This window comes from Butyrivibrio sp. LC3010, from assembly GCF_000424385.1.
In the GTDB taxonomy this organism is placed as follows: domain Bacteria; phylum Bacillota; class Clostridia; order Lachnospirales; family Lachnospiraceae; genus Butyrivibrio.
This window is the reverse complement of the sequence record NZ_KE384179.1, coordinates 62,804-82,051: the sequence shown is the minus strand read 5'-3', so window position 1 is coordinate 82,051 and position 19,248 is coordinate 62,804. Positions and strand designations below refer to the sequence as shown.

Annotated in this window: 14 protein-coding genes and 1 riboswitch; of the genes, 8 read left to right on the top strand and 6 right to left on the bottom strand. The window is 40.9% G+C overall.

The window, feature by feature from the left end; all coding sequences use genetic code 11:
• Positions 1 to 224 precede the first annotated feature (224 nt).
• On the top strand, positions 225 to 2,684 hold the full coding sequence (locus G622_RS0120135) for a glycoside hydrolase family 2 TIM barrel-domain containing protein (RefSeq protein ID WP_026512138.1): 2,460 nt from the start codon (positions 225 to 227) through the stop codon (positions 2,682 to 2,684).
• 151 nt (positions 2,685 to 2,835) lie between these two features.
• A complete protein-coding gene (locus G622_RS0120130; protein WP_026512137.1) occupies positions 2,836 to 4,230 on the top strand; it encodes an MFS transporter in 1,395 nt (464 codons plus the stop codon).
• 33 nt (positions 4,231 to 4,263) lie between these two features.
• Here the strand turns inward: G622_RS0120130 and G622_RS0120125 are convergent, their stop codons facing one another.
• Positions 4,264 to 5,388, bottom strand: coding sequence for an AraC family transcriptional regulator (locus G622_RS0120125; protein ID WP_026512136.1), 1,125 nt, complete (start codon positions 5,386 to 5,388; stop codon positions 4,264 to 4,266).
• Between the two features lie 221 nt (positions 5,389 to 5,609).
• On the opposite strand from G622_RS0120125, the gene G622_RS0120120 reads away from it, so the two are divergent.
• Both G622_RS0120120 and pgmB read left to right on the top strand, forming a co-directional pair.
• Positions 5,610 to 7,298 carry a glycoside hydrolase family 3 protein gene (locus G622_RS0120120; RefSeq protein WP_026512135.1) on the top strand — a complete coding sequence of 563 codons (1,689 nt, stop codon included), beginning with the start codon at positions 5,610 to 5,612 and terminating at the stop codon, positions 7,296 to 7,298.
• A gap of 18 nt (positions 7,299 to 7,316) precedes the next feature.
• Positions 7,317 to 7,940, top strand: a complete 624-nt coding sequence (gene pgmB / locus G622_RS0120115; RefSeq protein ID WP_026512134.1) for a beta-phosphoglucomutase — start codon at positions 7,317 to 7,319, stop codon at positions 7,938 to 7,940.
• Positions 7,941 to 8,002: 62 nt separating this feature from the next.
• Here the strand turns inward: pgmB and G622_RS0120110 are convergent, their stop codons facing one another.
• From G622_RS0120110 to trkA, 3 genes are read right to left on the bottom strand one after another with little or no spacing between them, the layout of a single operon-like run.
• Positions 8,003 to 8,644 carry a trimeric intracellular cation channel family protein gene (locus tag G622_RS0120110; protein ID WP_026512133.1) on the bottom strand — a complete coding sequence of 214 codons (642 nt, stop codon included), beginning with the start codon at positions 8,642 to 8,644 and terminating at the stop codon, positions 8,003 to 8,005.
• 33 nt (positions 8,645 to 8,677) lie between these two features.
• Positions 8,678 to 10,123: a TrkH family potassium uptake protein gene (locus G622_RS0120105; RefSeq protein ID WP_026512132.1), complete on the bottom strand. Its 1,446-nt coding sequence runs from the start codon at positions 10,121 to 10,123 to the stop codon at positions 8,678 to 8,680.
• Positions 10,124 to 10,178: 55 nt separating this feature from the next.
• Positions 10,179 to 11,540, bottom strand: a complete 1,362-nt coding sequence (trkA, locus tag G622_RS0120100; protein WP_026512131.1) for a Trk system potassium transporter TrkA — start codon at positions 11,538 to 11,540, stop codon at positions 10,179 to 10,181.
• 212 nt (positions 11,541 to 11,752) lie between these two features.
• On the opposite strand from trkA, the gene G622_RS0120095 reads away from it, so the two are divergent.
• Both G622_RS0120095 and bilS read left to right on the top strand, forming a co-directional pair.
• Positions 11,753 to 12,157 carry a hypothetical protein gene (locus G622_RS0120095; protein ID WP_026512130.1) on the top strand — a complete coding sequence of 135 codons (405 nt, stop codon included), beginning with the start codon at positions 11,753 to 11,755 and terminating at the stop codon, positions 12,155 to 12,157.
• A 24-nt stretch (positions 12,158 to 12,181) separates the two neighbouring features.
• Positions 12,182 to 12,733 (top strand): flavodoxin family protein BilS, encoded by a 552-nt coding sequence (gene bilS, locus G622_RS23990; protein ID WP_049945989.1) that lies wholly within the window; start codon positions 12,182 to 12,184, stop codon positions 12,731 to 12,733.
• Here the strand turns inward: bilS and G622_RS0120085 are convergent.
• On the bottom strand, positions 12,710 to 13,573 hold the full coding sequence (locus G622_RS0120085) for a TraX family protein (protein ID WP_026512129.1): 864 nt from the start codon (positions 13,571 to 13,573) through the stop codon (positions 12,710 to 12,712). The two genes, bilS and G622_RS0120085, sit on opposite strands and share 24 nt — an antisense overlap.
• 182 nt (positions 13,574 to 13,755) lie before the next feature.
• Here G622_RS0120085 and G622_RS0120080 point away from each other — a divergent pair, with 182 nt between their 5' ends.
• Positions 13,756 to 15,318: an alpha-amylase family glycosyl hydrolase gene (locus G622_RS0120080; protein ID WP_026512128.1), complete on the top strand. Its 1,563-nt coding sequence runs from the start codon at positions 13,756 to 13,758 to the stop codon at positions 15,316 to 15,318.
• Positions 15,319 to 15,511: 193 nt separating this feature from the next.
• On the opposite strand, the gene G622_RS0120075 is transcribed toward G622_RS0120080, so the two are convergent.
• Positions 15,512 to 15,739, bottom strand: coding sequence for a hypothetical protein (locus tag G622_RS0120075; RefSeq protein WP_026512127.1), 228 nt, complete (start codon positions 15,737 to 15,739; stop codon positions 15,512 to 15,514).
• Positions 15,740 to 15,984: 245 nt separating this feature from the next.
• On the opposite strand from G622_RS0120075, the gene G622_RS24985 reads away from it, so the two are divergent.
• A complete protein-coding gene (locus G622_RS24985) occupies positions 15,985 to 18,930 on the top strand; it encodes a hybrid sensor histidine kinase/response regulator (protein ID WP_049945988.1) in 2,946 nt (981 codons plus the stop codon).
• Positions 18,931 to 19,096: 166 nt separating this feature from the next.
• Positions 19,097 to 19,180, top strand: a riboswitch (ZMP/ZTP riboswitch).
• Positions 19,181 to 19,248: the final 68 nt, after the last annotated feature.

Below are 19,248 nucleotides of genomic sequence, written 5' to 3'. Positions count from 1 at the left end.
CTGGCAAAAACAGTTTATAGCTATTTTGTAATGAACTAAATATTTAAAAGTAAAAAGCAGTGGAAGCATACTTCTTTTAGTAGAGGGGCTTCCACTTTTTATTTGAGCAAGCATTCTTAAAAAATGTCGGAGAAAGGTCAAAATAATTTGTTTTTCATCCAAAATGCAGATATTAAAATTTCAATGTAGTAATTTGAGAAATCAAAAGGCAAAGGAAGATAAATATGAGAGAGACAAATTGGAATGATAACTGGCTTTTTTGGAATAGTAAGGATGCGTTTGCTCTTGTGTGGGATATTCCGCAAAACGCAAGGAAGATAGACCTTCCCCATGACGCGATGATTGAGACCACGCCTCATGCTGATTCTATAAACGGTGGAAATACGGGATTTTACGACGGAGGTTCATATACCTATGTAAAATTCTACGAGTCAAAACCCGGAGACAGGGAGAGAAATATTTCGCTCCTTTTTGAGGGAATCTACATGAATTCTTTTGTGTATGTCAATGGTCAGCTTGCAGGCAATAGACCTTATGGTTATTCAGAATTTATAGTCCCGATATCGCACCTTCTGAAGGAAGAAGGGGAAAATGAAATCCGCATTCAGGTTAAAAATAGTTCCGGGCAAAACAGCCGCTGGTATACAGGTTCAGGAATCTATAGGGATGTTTATATGCTTACCGGTGGAAAAACATATGTGAAGGAGAACAGCTTCCTGGTTTCAACTGAAGATTGCAGTGAGGAAGAAGCAACCATTTTGCTTAGCGCAAATGTAATGAATGGCGAGCCGGTATCTATGGACATTGCTGTCTGCTTTGAACTTATGGACAGGGAAGGAAAAGTAATTGCAGAAGAGCGAAAAATAGTAAGCACCAAGGCGGATTCAGAAAGCAAGGTGCTCTCAAGATTGTTCGTTGAAAATCCATTACTGTGGTCTGAGGACAACCCTGAGCTTTATAAAGCAGTTGTGACTGTTTCTGTGGCTAAGACTGAAGACAACGGTTCATTTAGTCAGGGAGAGATTCTGGATACGGAAGAGACAACTATCGGCATTAGGAAACTCAGTCTTGATTCACGTCATGGACTTAGAGTAAACGGCAAAACCGTGAAGCTTCGCGGAGCTTGTGTTCATCATGACAGCGGAATACTGGGGGCAAAGACCTATAAGGAAGCTGAATATAGAAGGATTTCCATACTGAAAAAGGCGGGCTTTAACGCTATCAGAATGTCTCATCATCCTGCCGCACCGGTGCTGCTTGAAGCCTGCGATGAGCTTGGTATGTATGTGATGGAAGAAGCCTTTGATATGTGGACCAGGGCCAAGTCGGATTATGACTACAACCTTTATTTCATGGACTGGTGGGAGCGTGACATAGAAGCAATGGTGCTTAAGGATTACAATCATCCTTCTGTTATCATGTATTCCATAGGTAATGAGATTCCTGAGATCGGAACAGACGAGGGCAGCAGACTTGCAGGAAAAATAAGTGCGCTTTGTCATAAGCTTGACCCATATAGATTTACCCTGGCATCCATCAACGGTGTATTTGCTGCAGGGGATGCCGTGCCTCAGATTACTGCTGATGTGGCATCATCTGTTGGAGAATCTGATGACTCAATTAATGTCAATGATTTCATGACTATCATGGATAAATATATGGACAAAATAGTTGTTCATCCTGAGATTACAAAAAGACTTGATAAGGCCTGCGCTATGACGGATATAGCAGGATACAATTACATGACTGCAAGATATGTTCTTGATAATGAAATTAACCCTAATCGCATTATTGTAGGCAGTGAGACTTATCCTCCTGAGATTGCCGTCAACTGGCGTGAAGTGATGAAGTTTCCCCAGGTAATCGGTGACTTTACCTGGACGGGGTGGGATTATCTTGGAGAAGCGGGAGTTGGAATACCTGCCTACAACTTTGGAGAGGGAGGCTTTGGAGCTCAGTTTCCTGCTAAGCTTGCCTACACAGGAGATGTAGATATTACGGGATTTAGAAGACCCTTGTCATACTATAGGGAAATAGTATTTGGACTTAGAAAGGCTCCGTATATCGCTGTTCAGAACCCCGCACACTATGGAGAAAAGCTAATTAAGACCCCCTGGGTTATGAGCGATGCTATTTCAAGCTGGAATTTTGATGGATATGAAAATAAGCCTGTAATTATCGAAGTCTATTCTGCAGGAGATGAGGTTGAGCTTTTTGTAAATGATAAACGCATTGAGAAAAAGAAAATCAATAAAGAAGATAATTGCAGAGTGCTCTTTGAAACTGTTTATAAGCCAGGAACTCTAAAGGTAGTCTCATATTCTAAGGGAGAAAAAACAGGGGAGTATGAGCTTGTAACTGCTAAAGGAGATATCAGACTGGTTGCAGAGATAGATGAGAACACGAGTAAAGGGGATAAGCATGTGTTTGTAAATCTGATGCTGGAGGATGCAGATGGCAATACATTTACAGATCGGGATGAAACTATAACTGCAGAGATAGAAGGAGATGGTGTGCTTCTTGGATTTGGCTCCGGAGATCCTAAATCGCAGGAAGCATATACAGGAAATGTTACTAAAACCTACTATGGCAGAGCGCTGGCTGTTATACAAAGAAAATCTGTAGGAAATGTGGCATTAAAAGTATCATTAGATGACGGAAAACAGATTAAAATCAATATTTAAGCCTGCTTTATGAATATTTGCAAAAATAATGCACCTTAAAATATGTCGGATATGAATAAAGTTATTACATGGAGGCATGAGTAAACTCTTGCTATTATACTTTTGCAAAGCAAAAAAACATTGTTACTAATAAAAACTAAGGAGAAGGACAATGGGGAACAAAAGTAATACTAATAGCAAAACTGAAGTTGGAAGTGCATTCAGATGGTTTCATGCAACTTCCGTAAATGGAGGAGCAATGGCAGCTGCGGCTGTTCTTGCCAGTTATCTGTCGGTTTACATGACTGATACATTAAAAATACCGGCAGCTATATGCTCTGTGATAATGCTTATCTCAACATTATGGGATGCAATAAACGATCCTATCATGGGTGTTTTAGCTGACAGCACACATACAAGGCTTGGAAGATATCGTCCATATTTCTTATTTGCACCTGTGCTCTTAACATTTTTTGCAACAATGGTGTGGGTAGACTGGGGATTTACAAGTAATATGGCAAAGGCTGCATATATCCTTGTGATGTACATTGGTTACGGAATGACAGTAACAATGTATACCATGCCTCAGATGGCAATACTTCCAGCAGCTGTTAAGAGAGATGAAGAGAGAAATAAGATCATAACAATGGGTGCGGGATGCTGCGCTGTGGCATTTACAATCGGAAACACATTTACACCCAACATCACTGGATTCTTTAACAGCCTTGGATTTTCAAACGGATACATTCCCTACATGATAATATGCGGAATTCTTTCATTCGTATCCTTCTGGGGACTGTTCAGGGCTTCCAGAGGCCAGGAAAGATACCTTTCAAAACCTGAAAAGAATCCATTTAAGGGTCTTAAAATGATTCTCAAGTACAAAGAGGTTTATCCCAATATCATCGCATGGGTAATGGCTTCCATGGGATATGGCCTGATGTTTGCATCATCAGTTTACTATATGATGTACTACTATGAGAGACCTGATCTTATCAGTGTTTACATGGGAGTTATCTCAATCGGAGCGCTTGTTTCAATGGTTGTAGCAATGCCTATAGTTCTTAAGGTATTCAAGACAGGACAGAGAGCGCTGTGCTTTTCACAGATATCAACAATCATTCTTTATATGATATTGTTCTTCTTTGGAAAAACAAACTTCGTTTTTCTGTGCGTGCTTACATTCATCGCTTCAGTAACAGGAGCAATGCAGAATGCACTGGTTAACATCCTTGTAAATGATACTATCGACTTCATCATGTACAAGGAAGGAAAAACTGCAAATGGTCTTGTCTCATCAATCAAGGGATTTGCCCAGAAGTGTGGAAATACAGTAACAAATTCAGGTATTCTTGCAATCCTCGCTGCATCAGGATATGTGGCAGGTGCAATCGGCCAGCAGCCTGAATCTGCAATGTTTGCCCTTAACTTCATCAAATTCGGAGCACCTTCACTGACTGGTCTTGTAGTTATTCTCTGCGTAGTCTTCGGACCTATCAGAAAGTACAAGAACGAAATTGAAGAGATGAAGGCAAAGATGCATGCAGAAAATGATAATGCAGCATAAAATAATGTATTAAAGATGATGGTTCTTTCATCCTTAGTTTTCAGTAGAGAACGGGATGAAGGGACCATCTATTTTATTTTGTTTTCTGAATTCAGCAGGGGACATACCGAATTCACCCCTGAAGACTCTTGAAAAATGGTCGGCACTGTTATATCCGATTTCTTCAGCGATTTCATTGATTTTCTGTGTAGTGTTCATAAGAAGATCCTTTGCGTTTTTCATGCGCAGGCTCTTTATCAGGTCTGTATAGTTCTTTCCTGTGTTCTGCTTTATCAGAGTGCAAAGGTGAGGCTCTGAATAGTGGAAGAATTCTGCCAGTGAGGATAATGTCAGATTCTGATAATTGTGCTGGATATATTGAAGCACCAGTGAAAAATCTGAATTTATGTCATAGTTATAAAAGGATATGGTTTTACTGTAATTCCTGAGCAAATTTGAAAAGAACAGATTGATCAGATTGATGCAGCAGTTGTTGCTGTAGCTATCCTGGTTTTCAGTTTCGATGAGGAGCTTTCTTAGGAAAATTCTGCACTCCATATTGTTCTCTGTAAAAAGCATAAGGTAGTTGGAATGCTTTTCATCTTTTAACATGGTTCTAAAGAAACCTGACAGGAGATCCTGCTGGTACATGAGTGATGAAAAAGTGCTCTCAAAGGTGCTTCTTCTTATGCATACGGTATAAACTATAGAAGTTTCATCCTCTATCACAAGGTCATGAGTTGAGCCTGGGGCGATGATGCTTACTTCTCCCTCGTTCATTTTTCTGCAAGTCTCTTCAAAGTAAAAATTTGCCGAGCCCTTCACGACAAAATTAAGCTCAAAGTAGTTGTGGGTGTGTGATGAATGCCGCGTAAGACGGGGATGGCGAATAGTGAAGACGTCAAATAAACTGGGGATCATCTTATCCTCGCCTATTTCATTGGAACCGTTGTAAGTTGCTCCTATGTGAAGAGGAATGGAATCCACCAGCTTATCAAATTCCTCGTCATCCATGGAAAGTGAATCCAGAGGAATTCTGACATATGAAGGGGACTGATCCATAAGCCCTTTTTCATCCATTCTGGCTATCATCTCCGGAAACTGCATCTTCATGCCTGTGCGCTTATAATATGAGTTCATTTCACTCTGGAATTTTCCATAAGTTGTGTATTTGATCATAGGTACTCCTTGTGCTTCTTATACTTTTTCTGCTTGGTACACCGAAAAATAAATTACTGGTACATTCACGCTGAATGATTGTGCCAGATAATTATTATTCGGTGTACTAGATCATTTTATCACAAGATTAAAAAATGTCGGATATAGGAAAATTTATTCCGTTCAAAATTAGTATGACAAATTATAAAATACTGATTATAAGCAAGAAAAGGAGTATTCAAATGATTAATTTTAAAGACAAACCCTTTAACCTTACTGAAGAACAAATTAAGTGGGTTGAAAGTACATATGAAAAAATGACGCTTGATGAAAAAATCGGACAGCTTTTTTGCCCGGTTGTCTTTAGCAAAGATGAAACTGAGTTAAAGGATTTTCTTGATAAATATAAGGTTGGAGGTGTTCTGTACAGAGAAGGTCCGGGAGAAGAAATTCATGCTGCTCACAGTTTCTTACAAAAGGAAAGCAAGCTTCCTCTTTTAATTGCTGCAAACCTTGAATATGGCGGAAATGGCTCTGCTTTGGAGGGGACATTTTACGGAAGAGAGATGCTTGTAGGGGCAACCGGCAATTATGAGAGAGGATATCAGCTTGGAAAGGTAAGCTGCTCCGAGGGCGCAGCGGTTGGAGTTAACTGGGCTTTTGCTCCGGTTGTGGATCTTGATAGAAACTACCATAATCCCATTATTAATGTCAGAGCTTTTTCGGATGATGAGGAAACTGTAATAGAGATGGGACGCGGATACCTTAAAGCAGCAAGGGAGGAAGAGGTTGCCACTTCTGTTAAGCATTTCCCGGGCGATGGAATAGATGAGAGAGACCAGCACCTTCTGACAAGCGTTAATTCTCTGTCAGCAGATGAATGGGATGAGAGCTTTGGAAAAGTGTATAAGGCTATGATTGATGAAGGGACTCTCACTGTAATGGCAGGGCATATCGCTTTACCTGCATATGAGGAATACTTTGATAAAAAGGCTCCGGATCGAGTAATCCCGGCTACACTTTCTAAAAATCTTCTTCAAAAGCTGCTTAGAGAAAAGCTTGGGTTTAACGGGCTTATAGTATCAGATGCATCTCCAATGGTGGGCTTTTGTGCAGCCATGGACAGAGAACATGCAGTTCCTGCCTGCATTGAGAACGGATGCGATATGTTCCTGTTTAATAGGAATATCGATGAAGATTATGAATTTATGCATAAGGGGTATGAGAGTGGAATCCTGTCAGAGGAGAGATTGAAGGAAGCTGTTGAGCGCATCCTTGCTACAAAGGCTGCTCTTAATTTACCCAAAAAGAAGAAAGCCGGCACCCTGGTGCCTAATAAAGATGCGTTAAAAATACTTTCCTGCAAAGAGCATGTAGAGTGGGCAAAGGAGTGTGCAGACGAAGGAGTAACACTTGTAAAGGATACTCAGAAACTTTTGCCTGTAAGTCCCAAGAGACATAAAAGAGTTTTGCTTGAACTAATGGGAGGCTTTGATTCCGATGAGAGAGTATCCTCCTACATGATAGGAAGACTTACGGAGGAAGGCTTTGAAGTTACCCTCTATGAAAAAGAGGGCTTTGAAGTTATGAATGACTCTGTGGGGAATTTAAAGTCTAAATATGACCTTATTTTGTATGTTGGAAACATTGAGACTTCATCCAATAAAACCACAGCAAGACTTAACTGGCATACTATGTTTGGCCTTGGAAATAACATGCCATGGATGGTGAATGAGCTGCCGGTTATGTTCGTGAGTCTTGGTAATCCATATCATTTGCTGGATGCGCCTATGGTAAAGACCTTTATCAACGGTTACTGTAACTCTGAATTTGTTATGGATGCGGTGATCGACAAGATCCTTGGCAGAAGTGAATTCAAGGGAAAATCCCCTGTTGATCCCTTCTGCGGAAAGATGGATTTGAAATTTTGATCAGAAAGGAATACATGCATGAAAGCCTATATTTTTGATTTGGATGGAGTACTGGTATTTACGGATAAATATCATTTTAAGGCATGGAAAATGATAGCTGACAAGCTTGGCATTGACTTTGATGAAGAGAAAAATAACAGGCTTAGAGGCGTCAGTAGAATGGAATCACTGGACATCATTCTGGAAGGCTGCACCAAGAAATTTTCTTCCGAGGAAAAGGAAGATCTTGCAACACAAAAGAATGAATACTACAAGCAATTACTTGAGAATATGACTCCGAAAGATGTATCTGATGATGTCAGAAGCACCTTGAAGGAACTTAAAGATAGAGGCCACAAGCTCGCTATAGGATCATCCAGTAAGAACACAAAATTCATTTTAAACAAGGTGGATTTAATGGACTATTTCGATGCTATTTCAGATGGAACAAATATTAGCAGATCAAAGCCGGATCCCGAGGTCTTTGAAAAAGCTGCTGAGTTTTTAGGTGAAGAGCCAAAAAACTGTATTGTGGTAGAGGATGCCTATGCAGGTGTGGATGCCGGAAAGGCAGCAGGTATGGCAGTTGTGGGAATCGGTGATGCAGCTTCGTACGATAAAGCCGACTACTCAATAAAAGAATTTAATGAACTATTAGAATAACAAAAAACACGTGCAGCCAGGTTGTGGCGGCACGTGTTTTTTCGCGAGTTTAGCGCAAATATTTAAAATTTTACTTTAGGTAAGTTCCAGCGGAAATGTCTTGCCATTGCCCTGAGGATTATGACGAATGCAAAGCTGCATACCATTGCGGTGTTCCAGGTGTGCATGATTTCATGCATCCAGACCATTATAATTCCGCCTATTATTACGGGAAGGGCATACACATGCTTTACGAAAATGGCAGGCATTTGGACTGACAGAATATCTCTCAATACTCCTCCGCCGACTCCGGTGAGAAATCCAAGAAATGTAAGAAGAAAAAGGTCATCTTCATAACCGAAATTCACACCTATCATTACTCCGTCTACCATGAATGCGGCAAGTCCGAGGGTGTCAAAAATAAACAGTCCACGGTCATACACGCCTGAATACTTAAGCGGAACACTTTTATGAAAATACATAATTAAAAATACAATATTGGCTACTATGGCAGCCACCAGAACATAAAATGGATTCACGAACATCTGTGGAGGGAAATTACCCATTACTATATCTCTCATAAGACCGCCGCCGCAGGCGGTAACTATAGCAAGTATATTCACTCCCAGTATATCCATTTTTTTATGGATGCCTGTTATCGCCCCTGATATGGCAAAGGCAACAGTGCCAATAAAATCAAAGATCAATAAAAGTTGTACTGACATCTTCTTTTCATAAATCTCCCATTTGTATTGCGCTTATCTTCTGCTCCAGGTTCTGGGAGAGAAGAGTATCAGCATAGGCAGAAGCTCAAGTCTTCCTGCAAGCATATCAAACATAAGGACGAACTTTGACAGGTCTGAGTAGGCACCAAAGTTGCCTGTGGGACCAACCATGCCAAGTCCGGGACCGATATTATTTAGTGTAGCGGCAACCGCTGTAAAGTTTGTCTCGTAATCAAATTCATCTATTGAGATGAGCAGGATTGAGAACATAAAAATTACAACGTACATGCTAAGGTAGGCAGATACTGATTTTACTACAGTAGAATCAATCGGATGGCTATCCATATAAACCTTTTTAACAGATTTGGGATGCACAATGTAAATCAGCTCATTTTTCATAGCCTTTAATAAAATCCAAAGTCTTGAGAGCTTGAAACCACCACCTGTGGAACCTGCGCAGGCACCAAGCAGCATAAGGGTTGCAAGTAGCGTTTTGCAAAGCTGCGGCCAGGTGTTAAAGTCGAGGGTTGCAAAACCTGTTGTGGTCATTACTGATGCCACAGTAAAAAGCGAATGATGGAAGGACTCAAAAGGAGTATTTGTGATTCCCTGATCGTAGATCATAAAAGCAATAAGAGTTGCAGAAGAGAACATGAGCAACAGATAGAGCTTAACCTCATCATTCTGGAGCGCTTCCTTCGGACGCATTGTGATCAGATAATAATAAACACTGAAGTTTATACCGCAGAGGATCATGAAAATAGTAATTATGATCTGTGATGCGGTTGAAAACTCGTTAATTCCTGCATTTGATATACCAAATCCACCGGTACCAACAGTTGCAAAGGTGGTTGTAAGTGATTCATACAGATTCATTCCGGTAAAAAGGAGGAGAACGATTTCTGTTATGGTTATTCCTATGTAGATGAGATATAGTATTTTGGCTGTGTCACGCACTCTGGGAACGATTTTGCCAACAGAAGGTCCGGGGGATTCTGCTCGCATAAGGTGCATACTGTAGCCGCCTGACATAGGCATTATTGCAAGTATAAATACCAGCACACCCATACCGCCGATCCAGTGGGTAAAGGTTCTCCAGAACTGAACGCTGTAATACATACTGACATCTGAAAGTATAGTGGAACCGGTTGTGGTAAGGCCGGAAATGGTCTCAAACATGGCATCCACATAGCTTTCTGTGACACCTGTCATTACAAAGGGAAGTGCGCCAACCATACTAATAAGTATCCAGGTCAGGGCCGTGGTGACAAAACCTTCCCTGGCATAGATGGCTATGTTATGTGGCTTGAAATACGCACCAATTGAACCTACGAGAATACATCCTGCTATCAGGATAATGAACATTTCTGCACAGAAGTATTCTTTGTAGATCAGAGCTACTATAAGTGGTAGCAACATAAGAAGTCCTGTTATCTGAAGAACACGTGATAACAGAAATCGTATCATTTTATAATTCATTTTTTTTCTCCAAAAAAGTTTTATCCATTCCTGAAAAGTAATCGTTAAATTACATTCAGGCAAGTATATCTGATATATCAAGAAGACCAAGCTGGCTGGTAATTACAATAACAGTATCGCCGGCCTTTATGACACTCTGACCTGTAGGTGAGATTATCTCGCCCTTGCGATTTATGAGAGCTACAAGGATACCCTTTTTCAGGTGCATCTCACTGAGGGGCTTATCAATTACTGCAGCATTCTCAGTAACAAAGAATTCCAGCGCTTCAACTCTGCCGTCATTCATCTTGTAAAGTGCCTCAATACTATTGCTTCCAAGAGAGTTGGTCATACCGCGGACATACTGGACAATTCTCTGGGCAGTTACGTTTTTGGGATAGATCACACTGCCTATCTGGAGAGAACCTATTATCTCGCCGTAGTTAACCCTGTGCACCTTTGTAATAAGCTTTGCCTTGGGATTAACACTCTTAACGTACATTGAAAGCATGATGTTTTCTTCGTCGAGGTTTGTCATGGCAACAAAGGATTCTGTTCCCACAAGACCTTCCTCCATAAGGGCATCCTTATCAGTGCCGTCTGCGTTGATGATAAGAGCCTGAGGTAAAAGGTCTGATAGCTGTTTGCAGCGCTCAAGGTCTTTATCAAATATTTTTACATCTATACCGAAGGATATAAGCTGCTCTGCAAGGTAGTAGGAGGTTGCTCCGCCGCCTATGATCATGCAGGAATGTACCCTTGCAGTGGGAAGACCAATTTTTCTGAAAAATTCAGCGATACTTCTTGAAGCGCCCACAATGGTAAGTTCATCGTTCTGTCTCAAAACAAAGTCACCGTTGGGGATGAAAACTTCATCTGCTCTCGAAACTACCGCAATCAGCACTTTACTTCTGATCTCAGACTGGATTGTTTTAAGGGATTTGTCACATATTCTGGAATCCTCAGTGACAGTCATGTGTACGATCTCAGCACGTCCTCTTGCGAAGGTCTCAATCTTGGTAGCAGCAGGGAACTTCAAAAGTCTTGCTGCCTCTGCGGCAGAGAGCTCCTCGGGATTCACGATAAGTGAGAGACCAAGCTCTTCCTTGATGAAGCTTATCTCTCTTTTATAGATAGGGTTCTTAACGCGGGCGATGGTGTTACAATGACCAGCCTTTCTTGCTATCAGACAGCAGAGAAGATTGAGTTCATCGTTACCTGTAACAGCTATCATAAGGTCAGCATATTCAATACCTGCATCCTTCATGACAAGATAACTTGCACCATTACCTACTATTCCCATTACATCAAAATTATTCACAAGGCTCTGGATGACATCCCTTTTCTCCTCGATTACAGTGACATCATGACCTTCACCGCTTAATTGCTCTGTGAGTGCTGCACCAACATTACCGCAGCCAACTATGATTATTTGCATATTTGCCTCCTGATTAAATACATCAAACTATTATAACACAAACTTAATAATCCGCATCATTAGGGCAAAATTAGGTAATAAAGGATTAAGGGATTTTTAAGAAAGATTTATATGCGATTCATTGTAATTTTAAGTAATGAAAATTATACTTTCTTTAGATTGAGGGGATTTGTCTATTAAAAGCCTGATAGTAGGATAAGGAGCTGTATTTAATGAAAGATTTTCTCTATCGCTTATTTCAGGGTAGATATGGTGCATACGGAACGGACAGACTTACGAAATTCTGTCTGGTTATAGCAGTTGTTTTACTGTTTGTGTCATTCCTGACCCCGCTTGGATTTTTGTATTATGTAGCTATTGCCATTCTGGCTTACAGTTATTTTAGGCTTTTTTCCAAGAATATACCATTTAGATATAGAGAGAATGAGATCTTTGTTAAATATACCAACAAGATAGCAGACTTTTTCAGAAGCTTTGGTGACAGCTGGACGCAGAAGAAAAATTATCATGTATATAAATGTCCTAATTGCGGTCAGAAAATCAGAGTGCCAAGGGGGAAAGGCAGGATAGAAATCAGATGCCCAAAGTGTGATAACAGATTTTTGAAAAAGTCCTGACTGCGATTTTTGCAAGAGGGATTCATGCTGAAGTACTTAGTTGTTTATGCGAGTGAAACAGGTAATACCAAGAAAATAGCTGATGAAATTTTCTATGCGATTCCTTCAGATTCGAAGGAGGAAATCAATGTAAGGCGCTGGAACGGCAGGCATGACGCGGAGACGTATTTCATAGGTTATTGGGCAAACCGGGGGACTTGCTCTCTTGAAGTTATAGACCTCATAATGTCACTTCATGGTAAAAATGTGGCTTTCTTCGGAACCTGTGGCATGGGAAATGATGCCGCATATTACCGCCAGGTTGAAAATATCGGCAAGGTGTGGCTTCCTGATGACAACAAATACCTTGGAGGGTATTTCTGTCAGGGCAGCATGCCGATAGCCATAAGGGAACGCTACCAGGAAATGCGTGGCAGGATTGACGATGATAAGATTGAAAGAATTGTGGCGATGTTCGATGAAGGGATCAGTCATCCCGACAGGCAGGATCTTTTGAGGGCTCATGTTTTCGCTGATACCACGGTTCGCAAGATTCCGGGGTACGATATTTTTTCAAGAATAATGGATATAATATAAATAGCATCTGACCAGATATACAAAAAGAAGGTGAACTGGGTAAAATGCGTAAAATGCAAGCTTGAATCTTTTGCGCAGGCGGCCGCTTTTTCCATTGTATAAAAATGCCAGCATTGTGAAAGCCGGAAGACTCCAGGCTTCAGTCGACATGTTCATGAAAAATATATATCCGGCAATGCAGGCAAGCACACGATTTTCTCTAAATACAAAAAATATTGCTATAAGTATTATGCCCCAATATGAGTAGTCGGTTTTCATCAATTTGGCAAGGTATGCTCCGGCAGCTACAGGTGCAATATACAAAATGAGGTAAAGCGGTTTTGAAGGCACCTTTCCGAGGGGCGAGAGAGGATTTTCAATAAATAAGTTATCCTCCACATACTTCATGATCCATATCACTATAAGCCCTATGAGGAGTGTGAAGTAGACATTGGATTTTTCCATTATGTATTCTGCATTCCTGGCAAGGACATATGGGATATTCGGTGAAAAAACATCCTCTTTTAGTCTGAAGGCCAGATCAAAACAAGGCTCTGATATGATTCCGAAAAGTCCAAGCCTTAGCATGTATTTTTTGACGTTTCTGGTATGTATAAGACCCTCTACAATGAAAAAACAGTAGATGGGGAAGGACCATCTTCCTATATGCCTGATATATTGGTATAGAGCAGCTGACTGGTCAAAATCCATGCCGAAAGGATAGTAGCCGGATCTGACTAGGAACAGTAGTATTCCTGCCCCTATGTGATCTATAAACATTGTGATCACGGCAAATATTTTTAAACGGTCAGAGCTTAATACCTGGAAATTGATCATGTAATCCGGGATTTTTTTTATCATAGTTTTCATAGAGGTTATTATAACCTGAAAAAGACTATCGACAATACCTTAGATTCAGAATTATGATGAAAACCGGAGGGTTTTTAAGAAAGATAAATTTCTTCTTTAATTCCGTTAAAATTTGTGTGATAATGCAATCTAGTTAAACGAATAACGCAAATAGCGCAAGGAGGAAAAAAGTTATGCCGGCATGGTTATCTGATGCAGTATTTTATGAGATATATCCTCAGTCATTTAATGATACAAATGCTGATGGTATCGGAGATATTGAAGGTATTATTGAAAAACTTGATTATGTGAAGGGACTTGGCTGTAACGCGATATGGCTCAATCCCGTATTTGATTCACCTTTTAAGGATGCGGGCTACGATGTCCGTGATTATAAGAAGGTTGCGGAAAGATATGGCACAAACGAAGATTTGGTGCGACTTTTTGACGAGGCGCATAAAAAAGGAATAAAGATTCTGCTTGATCTTGTTCCCGGTCACACTTCAGAGGAGCACGAGTGGTTTAAGAAGAGCTGTGAACCTGAACGAAACGAGTTTTCAGACAGATATATCTGGACAGACAGCGCATTTTGCGGAATTGCAGGCCATCCCTATATCGGAGGCGAGGCTGAGCGAGAGGGCTGCTATATGCTTAATTTCTTCAAATGCCAGCCTGCTCTTAACTATGGAGTATTAAACAAAACTGAGAAATGGCAGCTTACACCTGACCATCCCTCATGTATTGCCACAAGAGAAGCTTTGAAGGACATTATGCGTTTCTGGCTCGATAAGGGCTGTGATGGTTTCAGAGTGGATATGGCCGACTCCCTTGTAAAAGAGGATGATGAGGTAAAGAGCGCAACAGGTGCTGTGTGGCAGAATATCAGGGAGATGATGGATAAGGATTATCCTGATGCTGCGCTGGTTTCTGAGTGGTGCAATCCTCAGTGTGCTTTGAAATACGGCTTCCACGCAGACTTTTACCTTGATCATCACGGAAATGGTTACAACGTCCTTGTAAGAGACTGCGAGACAGAGGGTGGTGACCACAGCTATTTCAAGAAGGATGGCGGTGATGGTCCCCAGAGATTCCTTAAGGATTATCTTCCAAGATATGAAGGCTCAAAGGATTATGGCTATATCAGCTTTATTACCTGTAATCACGATACTCCAAGACTTACAAAGGCTCTGGATATCTCAGAGATAAAGCTTGCATATGCATTTTTCTTCACTATGCCCGGGGTGCCGTTTTTATATTACGGTGATGAGATCGGAATGAAGTATCTTGATTATGTAAGAACTAAGGAGGGCGGATTCCAGAGAACCGGCTCCAGATCTCCCATGCAGTGGGATAAAAATGAGAAGAATTTTGGCTTCTCTGATGCAGATAAGGATAAGCTCTACATTCCGCAGGATTTATCAGATACGGCGCCAAGCGTAGCAGAAGCTGAGAACGATCCTGATTCTGTACTCCATACAGTAAGAAGCCTCATAAGTCTCAGGCATGAAAACAAGGATCTGCAGGCTGATGGTGACTTTGAAGTGGTATATACCGCTGAAGGTGAGAGGATTTTTGTATACAGAAGAGGTAAATTAGTCATTGCAGTGAACCCTGATGGAGCTGAGGCAAGGGTTAAGAGAGCAGACTTTAAGTGCGATACTGATGCATCAGGAAATCTTATCTATGGCATAGGAAGTGCAGACTTTACTGATGAAGAGATTGTTCTGGGACCTCAGTCCTTTGCAGTTTGGGAATAAGATTCATGGTGTCCGTTTGGAAATGAGCAGTTTCAGACGGGGCGATGATTTACAAGATTAAAAAAACAGATAAATGCCTATTGTTCTAAATAACATTGAAGGGGCATTTATCTGTTTTTAATTTCCGGAAATCACAATTTGGTGCAACAAATATTTTTAAATGGATATTTTTGTGCCGGGCGCTATTGTTAATTTACTCGAATTTTCCGATCGACAGGAAAATTGCTGCCAGAATTAATAGAATAAGTAATACAAAGATGATTTCTATTATCTTTGCAAAAAGACTAAACTGCTTAAATTCTCCGCTGAAGAATAAAAATCTTATCAGGACGAGGAAAAATATCAGTTCAGTAACTATTATGATGGCATCAAATATTATGGACATAAGGGCTATTGAAGCCATTACCGGAATCGTGATCATACGAGTTGTCCTTCATAAAATCTATTATTCCTGAGGCGATATCTGCCTGCAGGTATTTTTTCTCACCTTCATTCTAACACCAAATGGATTACAAAGAGAATCCATAAACCCCATTTTTAAGCCATTTTTAATATGGTGTTAATAGAATTATCATTGTTATAGTGATACCATAAAATCGTATTATCATACAATGGTATTGTGTGAGAACTGTGTGTATTAAGTTGCTCATATGTGGAGAGTTAATCATGAAAAAGGGAAAAGTTACTCTTACAATGCAACTGGTTATTATAGTATCTGCCATTCTTCTCATAGGCAATGTGCTTGTGGGTCTTGTTTTGTTGAACCAATCCCGCGAATCAATTAAAACCATAATAAATGCGCGAATGCTTGATATTGCCAATACGGCAGCAGCCATGCTGGACGGCGATATTATGGAGCATATTTCTCCTGAGGATGAGGGGACTGAGGAGTATGAGTCCCAGATGAACAACTTAAGGGCTTTTCAGGATGCCATTGAACTAAAATATATCTATTGCATAAATGATGAGGGAAATAAACATTTCACTTTTTCAATTGATCCGACTGTTCTTGATCCAGCGCCCTTTGGCGATGATGTTGTATATACTGATGCGCTGTATGAGGCAAGCCTTGGAACCCCTTCCGTTGATGAAGAGCCATATGTGGATGAGTGGGGATCTTTTTACAGTGCCTACAGCCCGGTTTTTAATTCCAAAGGCGAGGTAGCAACGATTGTTGCCGTGGATTTTTCAACGGAATGGTATGAGAAGCAGATAAGAAAATTCGCAGAGACAATTTTTATCAGTGTAATTGTGACAATCGCTCTTGGTATATTTGCGGTCACAGTTGTAATGAGCGGGGTAAGAAAGCACTTTAGGGATATAAATCTGGAACTGGTTGACCTCACTAAGGATATTGATGACATTACCAGAGAAATCGCTGTATCTGCTGCTACAGACAGAAGTATGAACGGTTTTCATGAAAAACTGTCTATAGAATCAGAGGATGACACCGGCGGGGAAAAGGCAGTTGAGGATGCTATTGATGATATACAGGCTCTTGGGGAAAAGGTCCATTACGCAAGAGGAATCATACGAGAGTATATCGATCATGCCCAAAGGCGTGCAAACAACATGATCACTGCGCTGGCAGCCGATTACAGGAGTGTTTATTATGTAAATCTTGATAAGGATTCAGGGGTGTGTTACAGAGCGCATTCCAAACTTGAAAACGGCCTTGCAGAGGGGGAGGATTTCATTTTCAGTGAAACCTTCACAAATTATGCCAACGAATATGTGGATGAAAAATACAGGGAAGGTTTTCTCAAATTCATCGATCCGGATAATATAAGGAAAAGTCTTGAGACACAGCAGCTGATAGCCTATAGATATCTTGTATCCAAGGATGGCAAGGAGTCCTATGAAATGCTCAGAATGGCAAGTGTCAGAAAAGCAGAGGACAGAGATGACCATATGATCCATTCCATTGGTGTGGGATTTACTGATGTTGATGCTGAGATGAGAGAGTCACTTGAGAGAAGTCAGGCTCTGTCGGATGCACTGGCAGTGGCTGAGGAAGCAAGTAAGGCAAAGACTGTCTTTTTATCAAATATGAGTCATGAGATCAGAACACCCATGAATGCTATCATCGGGCTTGATAAAATCGCTCTCAGTGATACGGATATTTCTGACAGGACAAGGGAATATCTTGAGCAGATAGGAAGTTCTGCGGGACATCTTTTAAAGATCATAAATGATATTCTCGATATGTCCAGGATCGAATCCGGCAGGATGGTAATAAAGAATGAGGAGTTTTCATTTACAAAGCTTCTTGAACAGGTAAATACGATAATAGGAACGCAGTGCAGCGATAAAGGTATTTATTATAACTGTGAAGTCCTTGGAGAAATCGATAACTATTACATCGGCGATGATATGAAACTAAAGCAGGTTCTTATAAATATCCTCGGAAATTCCGTGAAGTTTACGGAGAGGGGCGGGAATATAGGACTGACTGTTGAAAAGACCGCAGGTTTCTATGGTAAGTCAACGCTAAAGTTTGTTATGAAGGATGACGGAGTTGGTATGGATAAGGAATTCATACCAAAAATATTTGATGCGTTTAGTCAGGAGGATTCTTCAACCACCAATAAGTATGGAAGCACCGGCCTTGGAATGGCTATAACCAAGAGAATTGTGGAGATGATGAACGGAGCAATCGAGGTGGAGAGTACTAAAGGCGAAGGAACTACGTTTGTAGTATCCGTGACTCTTTTGGATTCTGACAGAAAAGATAGCGATGAGAATATTGGAGAAATCAATCCTCATGAAACAACGGTTCTTATCATAGATGATGATCAGATAGCCTGCGAGCATGCCCATGTTGAGCTTGAGAAAGTAGGCATTGTATCAGAGATCGCAAGCTCAGGAAAAGAAGCAATCGAGATGGTAAAGCTCCGTCAGGCAAGACGGGAACCCTACAGCCTCATTTTGGTTGATCTTAAAATGCCTGAGATGGATGGAATTGAAACAACAAAGAAATTGCGGGAGGTAATAGGCGATGATTCAGCAATCATTATCCTCACCTCGCAGCAGTGGGAGGATGTGTTGGATGAGGCTATAAGTGCCGGTGCTGACAGTTTTGCATCAAAACCCCTTAATACTTCTTTCGTGCTCGAACAGTTTAAGGAGGCTCTGATCCAGAAAAATATCAAGAACTCCGCAAGGACTGATAAGGCAAACCTGGAGGGCAGGCGAGTTCTTTTGGCTGAAGATATCAAGGTCAATGCAAAGATTATGCAGAAGGTGCTTAGTATGAGAAATATTGAAGCAGATCATGCAGAAAATGGCAGGATTGCTGTTGAATTGTTTAAGTCTCATCCCGAGTGGTACTACGATGCGATTCTTATGGATATGAGAATGCCAGAAATGGACGGACTCCAGGCAACTATGGCCATCAGAGCCCTTGACAGGGCGGATTCAAAGAAAATCCCCATAATTGCACTTACGGCTAATGCTTTTGATGAGGATGTTCAGCGAAGTCTGCAGGCGGGACTTAATGCCCACCTTAGCAAGCCGGTGGAGCCTGATGTGGTATTTGATACACTTGAAAGTCTTATCAAAGATGATGACAGATGTTACTGTTCAGACAGCTCTGCGCACTTGCTGCGCTGAGCGTGAGAATGTTCTACGTCTTGAATATAGGATTTGCCCCTTTGCCGAAGGCAACTGGAATGGGCAAATCCAGTTGCTGTGAGCACCGTAAGGTGTGAACAGTAACTGACAGATGAAATTTGTTAAAAAACACTAATTGAAATTCTGAAAGTTTTAGTTTAAAGTAAAGTTGTTGCACGACTGGCGGATAAGTGGGTTACCACGAGGAAGTGCAGCTTATATTGATTTGTCGACCGCCTGGGCAGCCGTTTAGATAATGGTATGTCCAGGCGGTTTTTGCATATTTACAATCTAAACGTCGATGATGAAAGGAGTCAA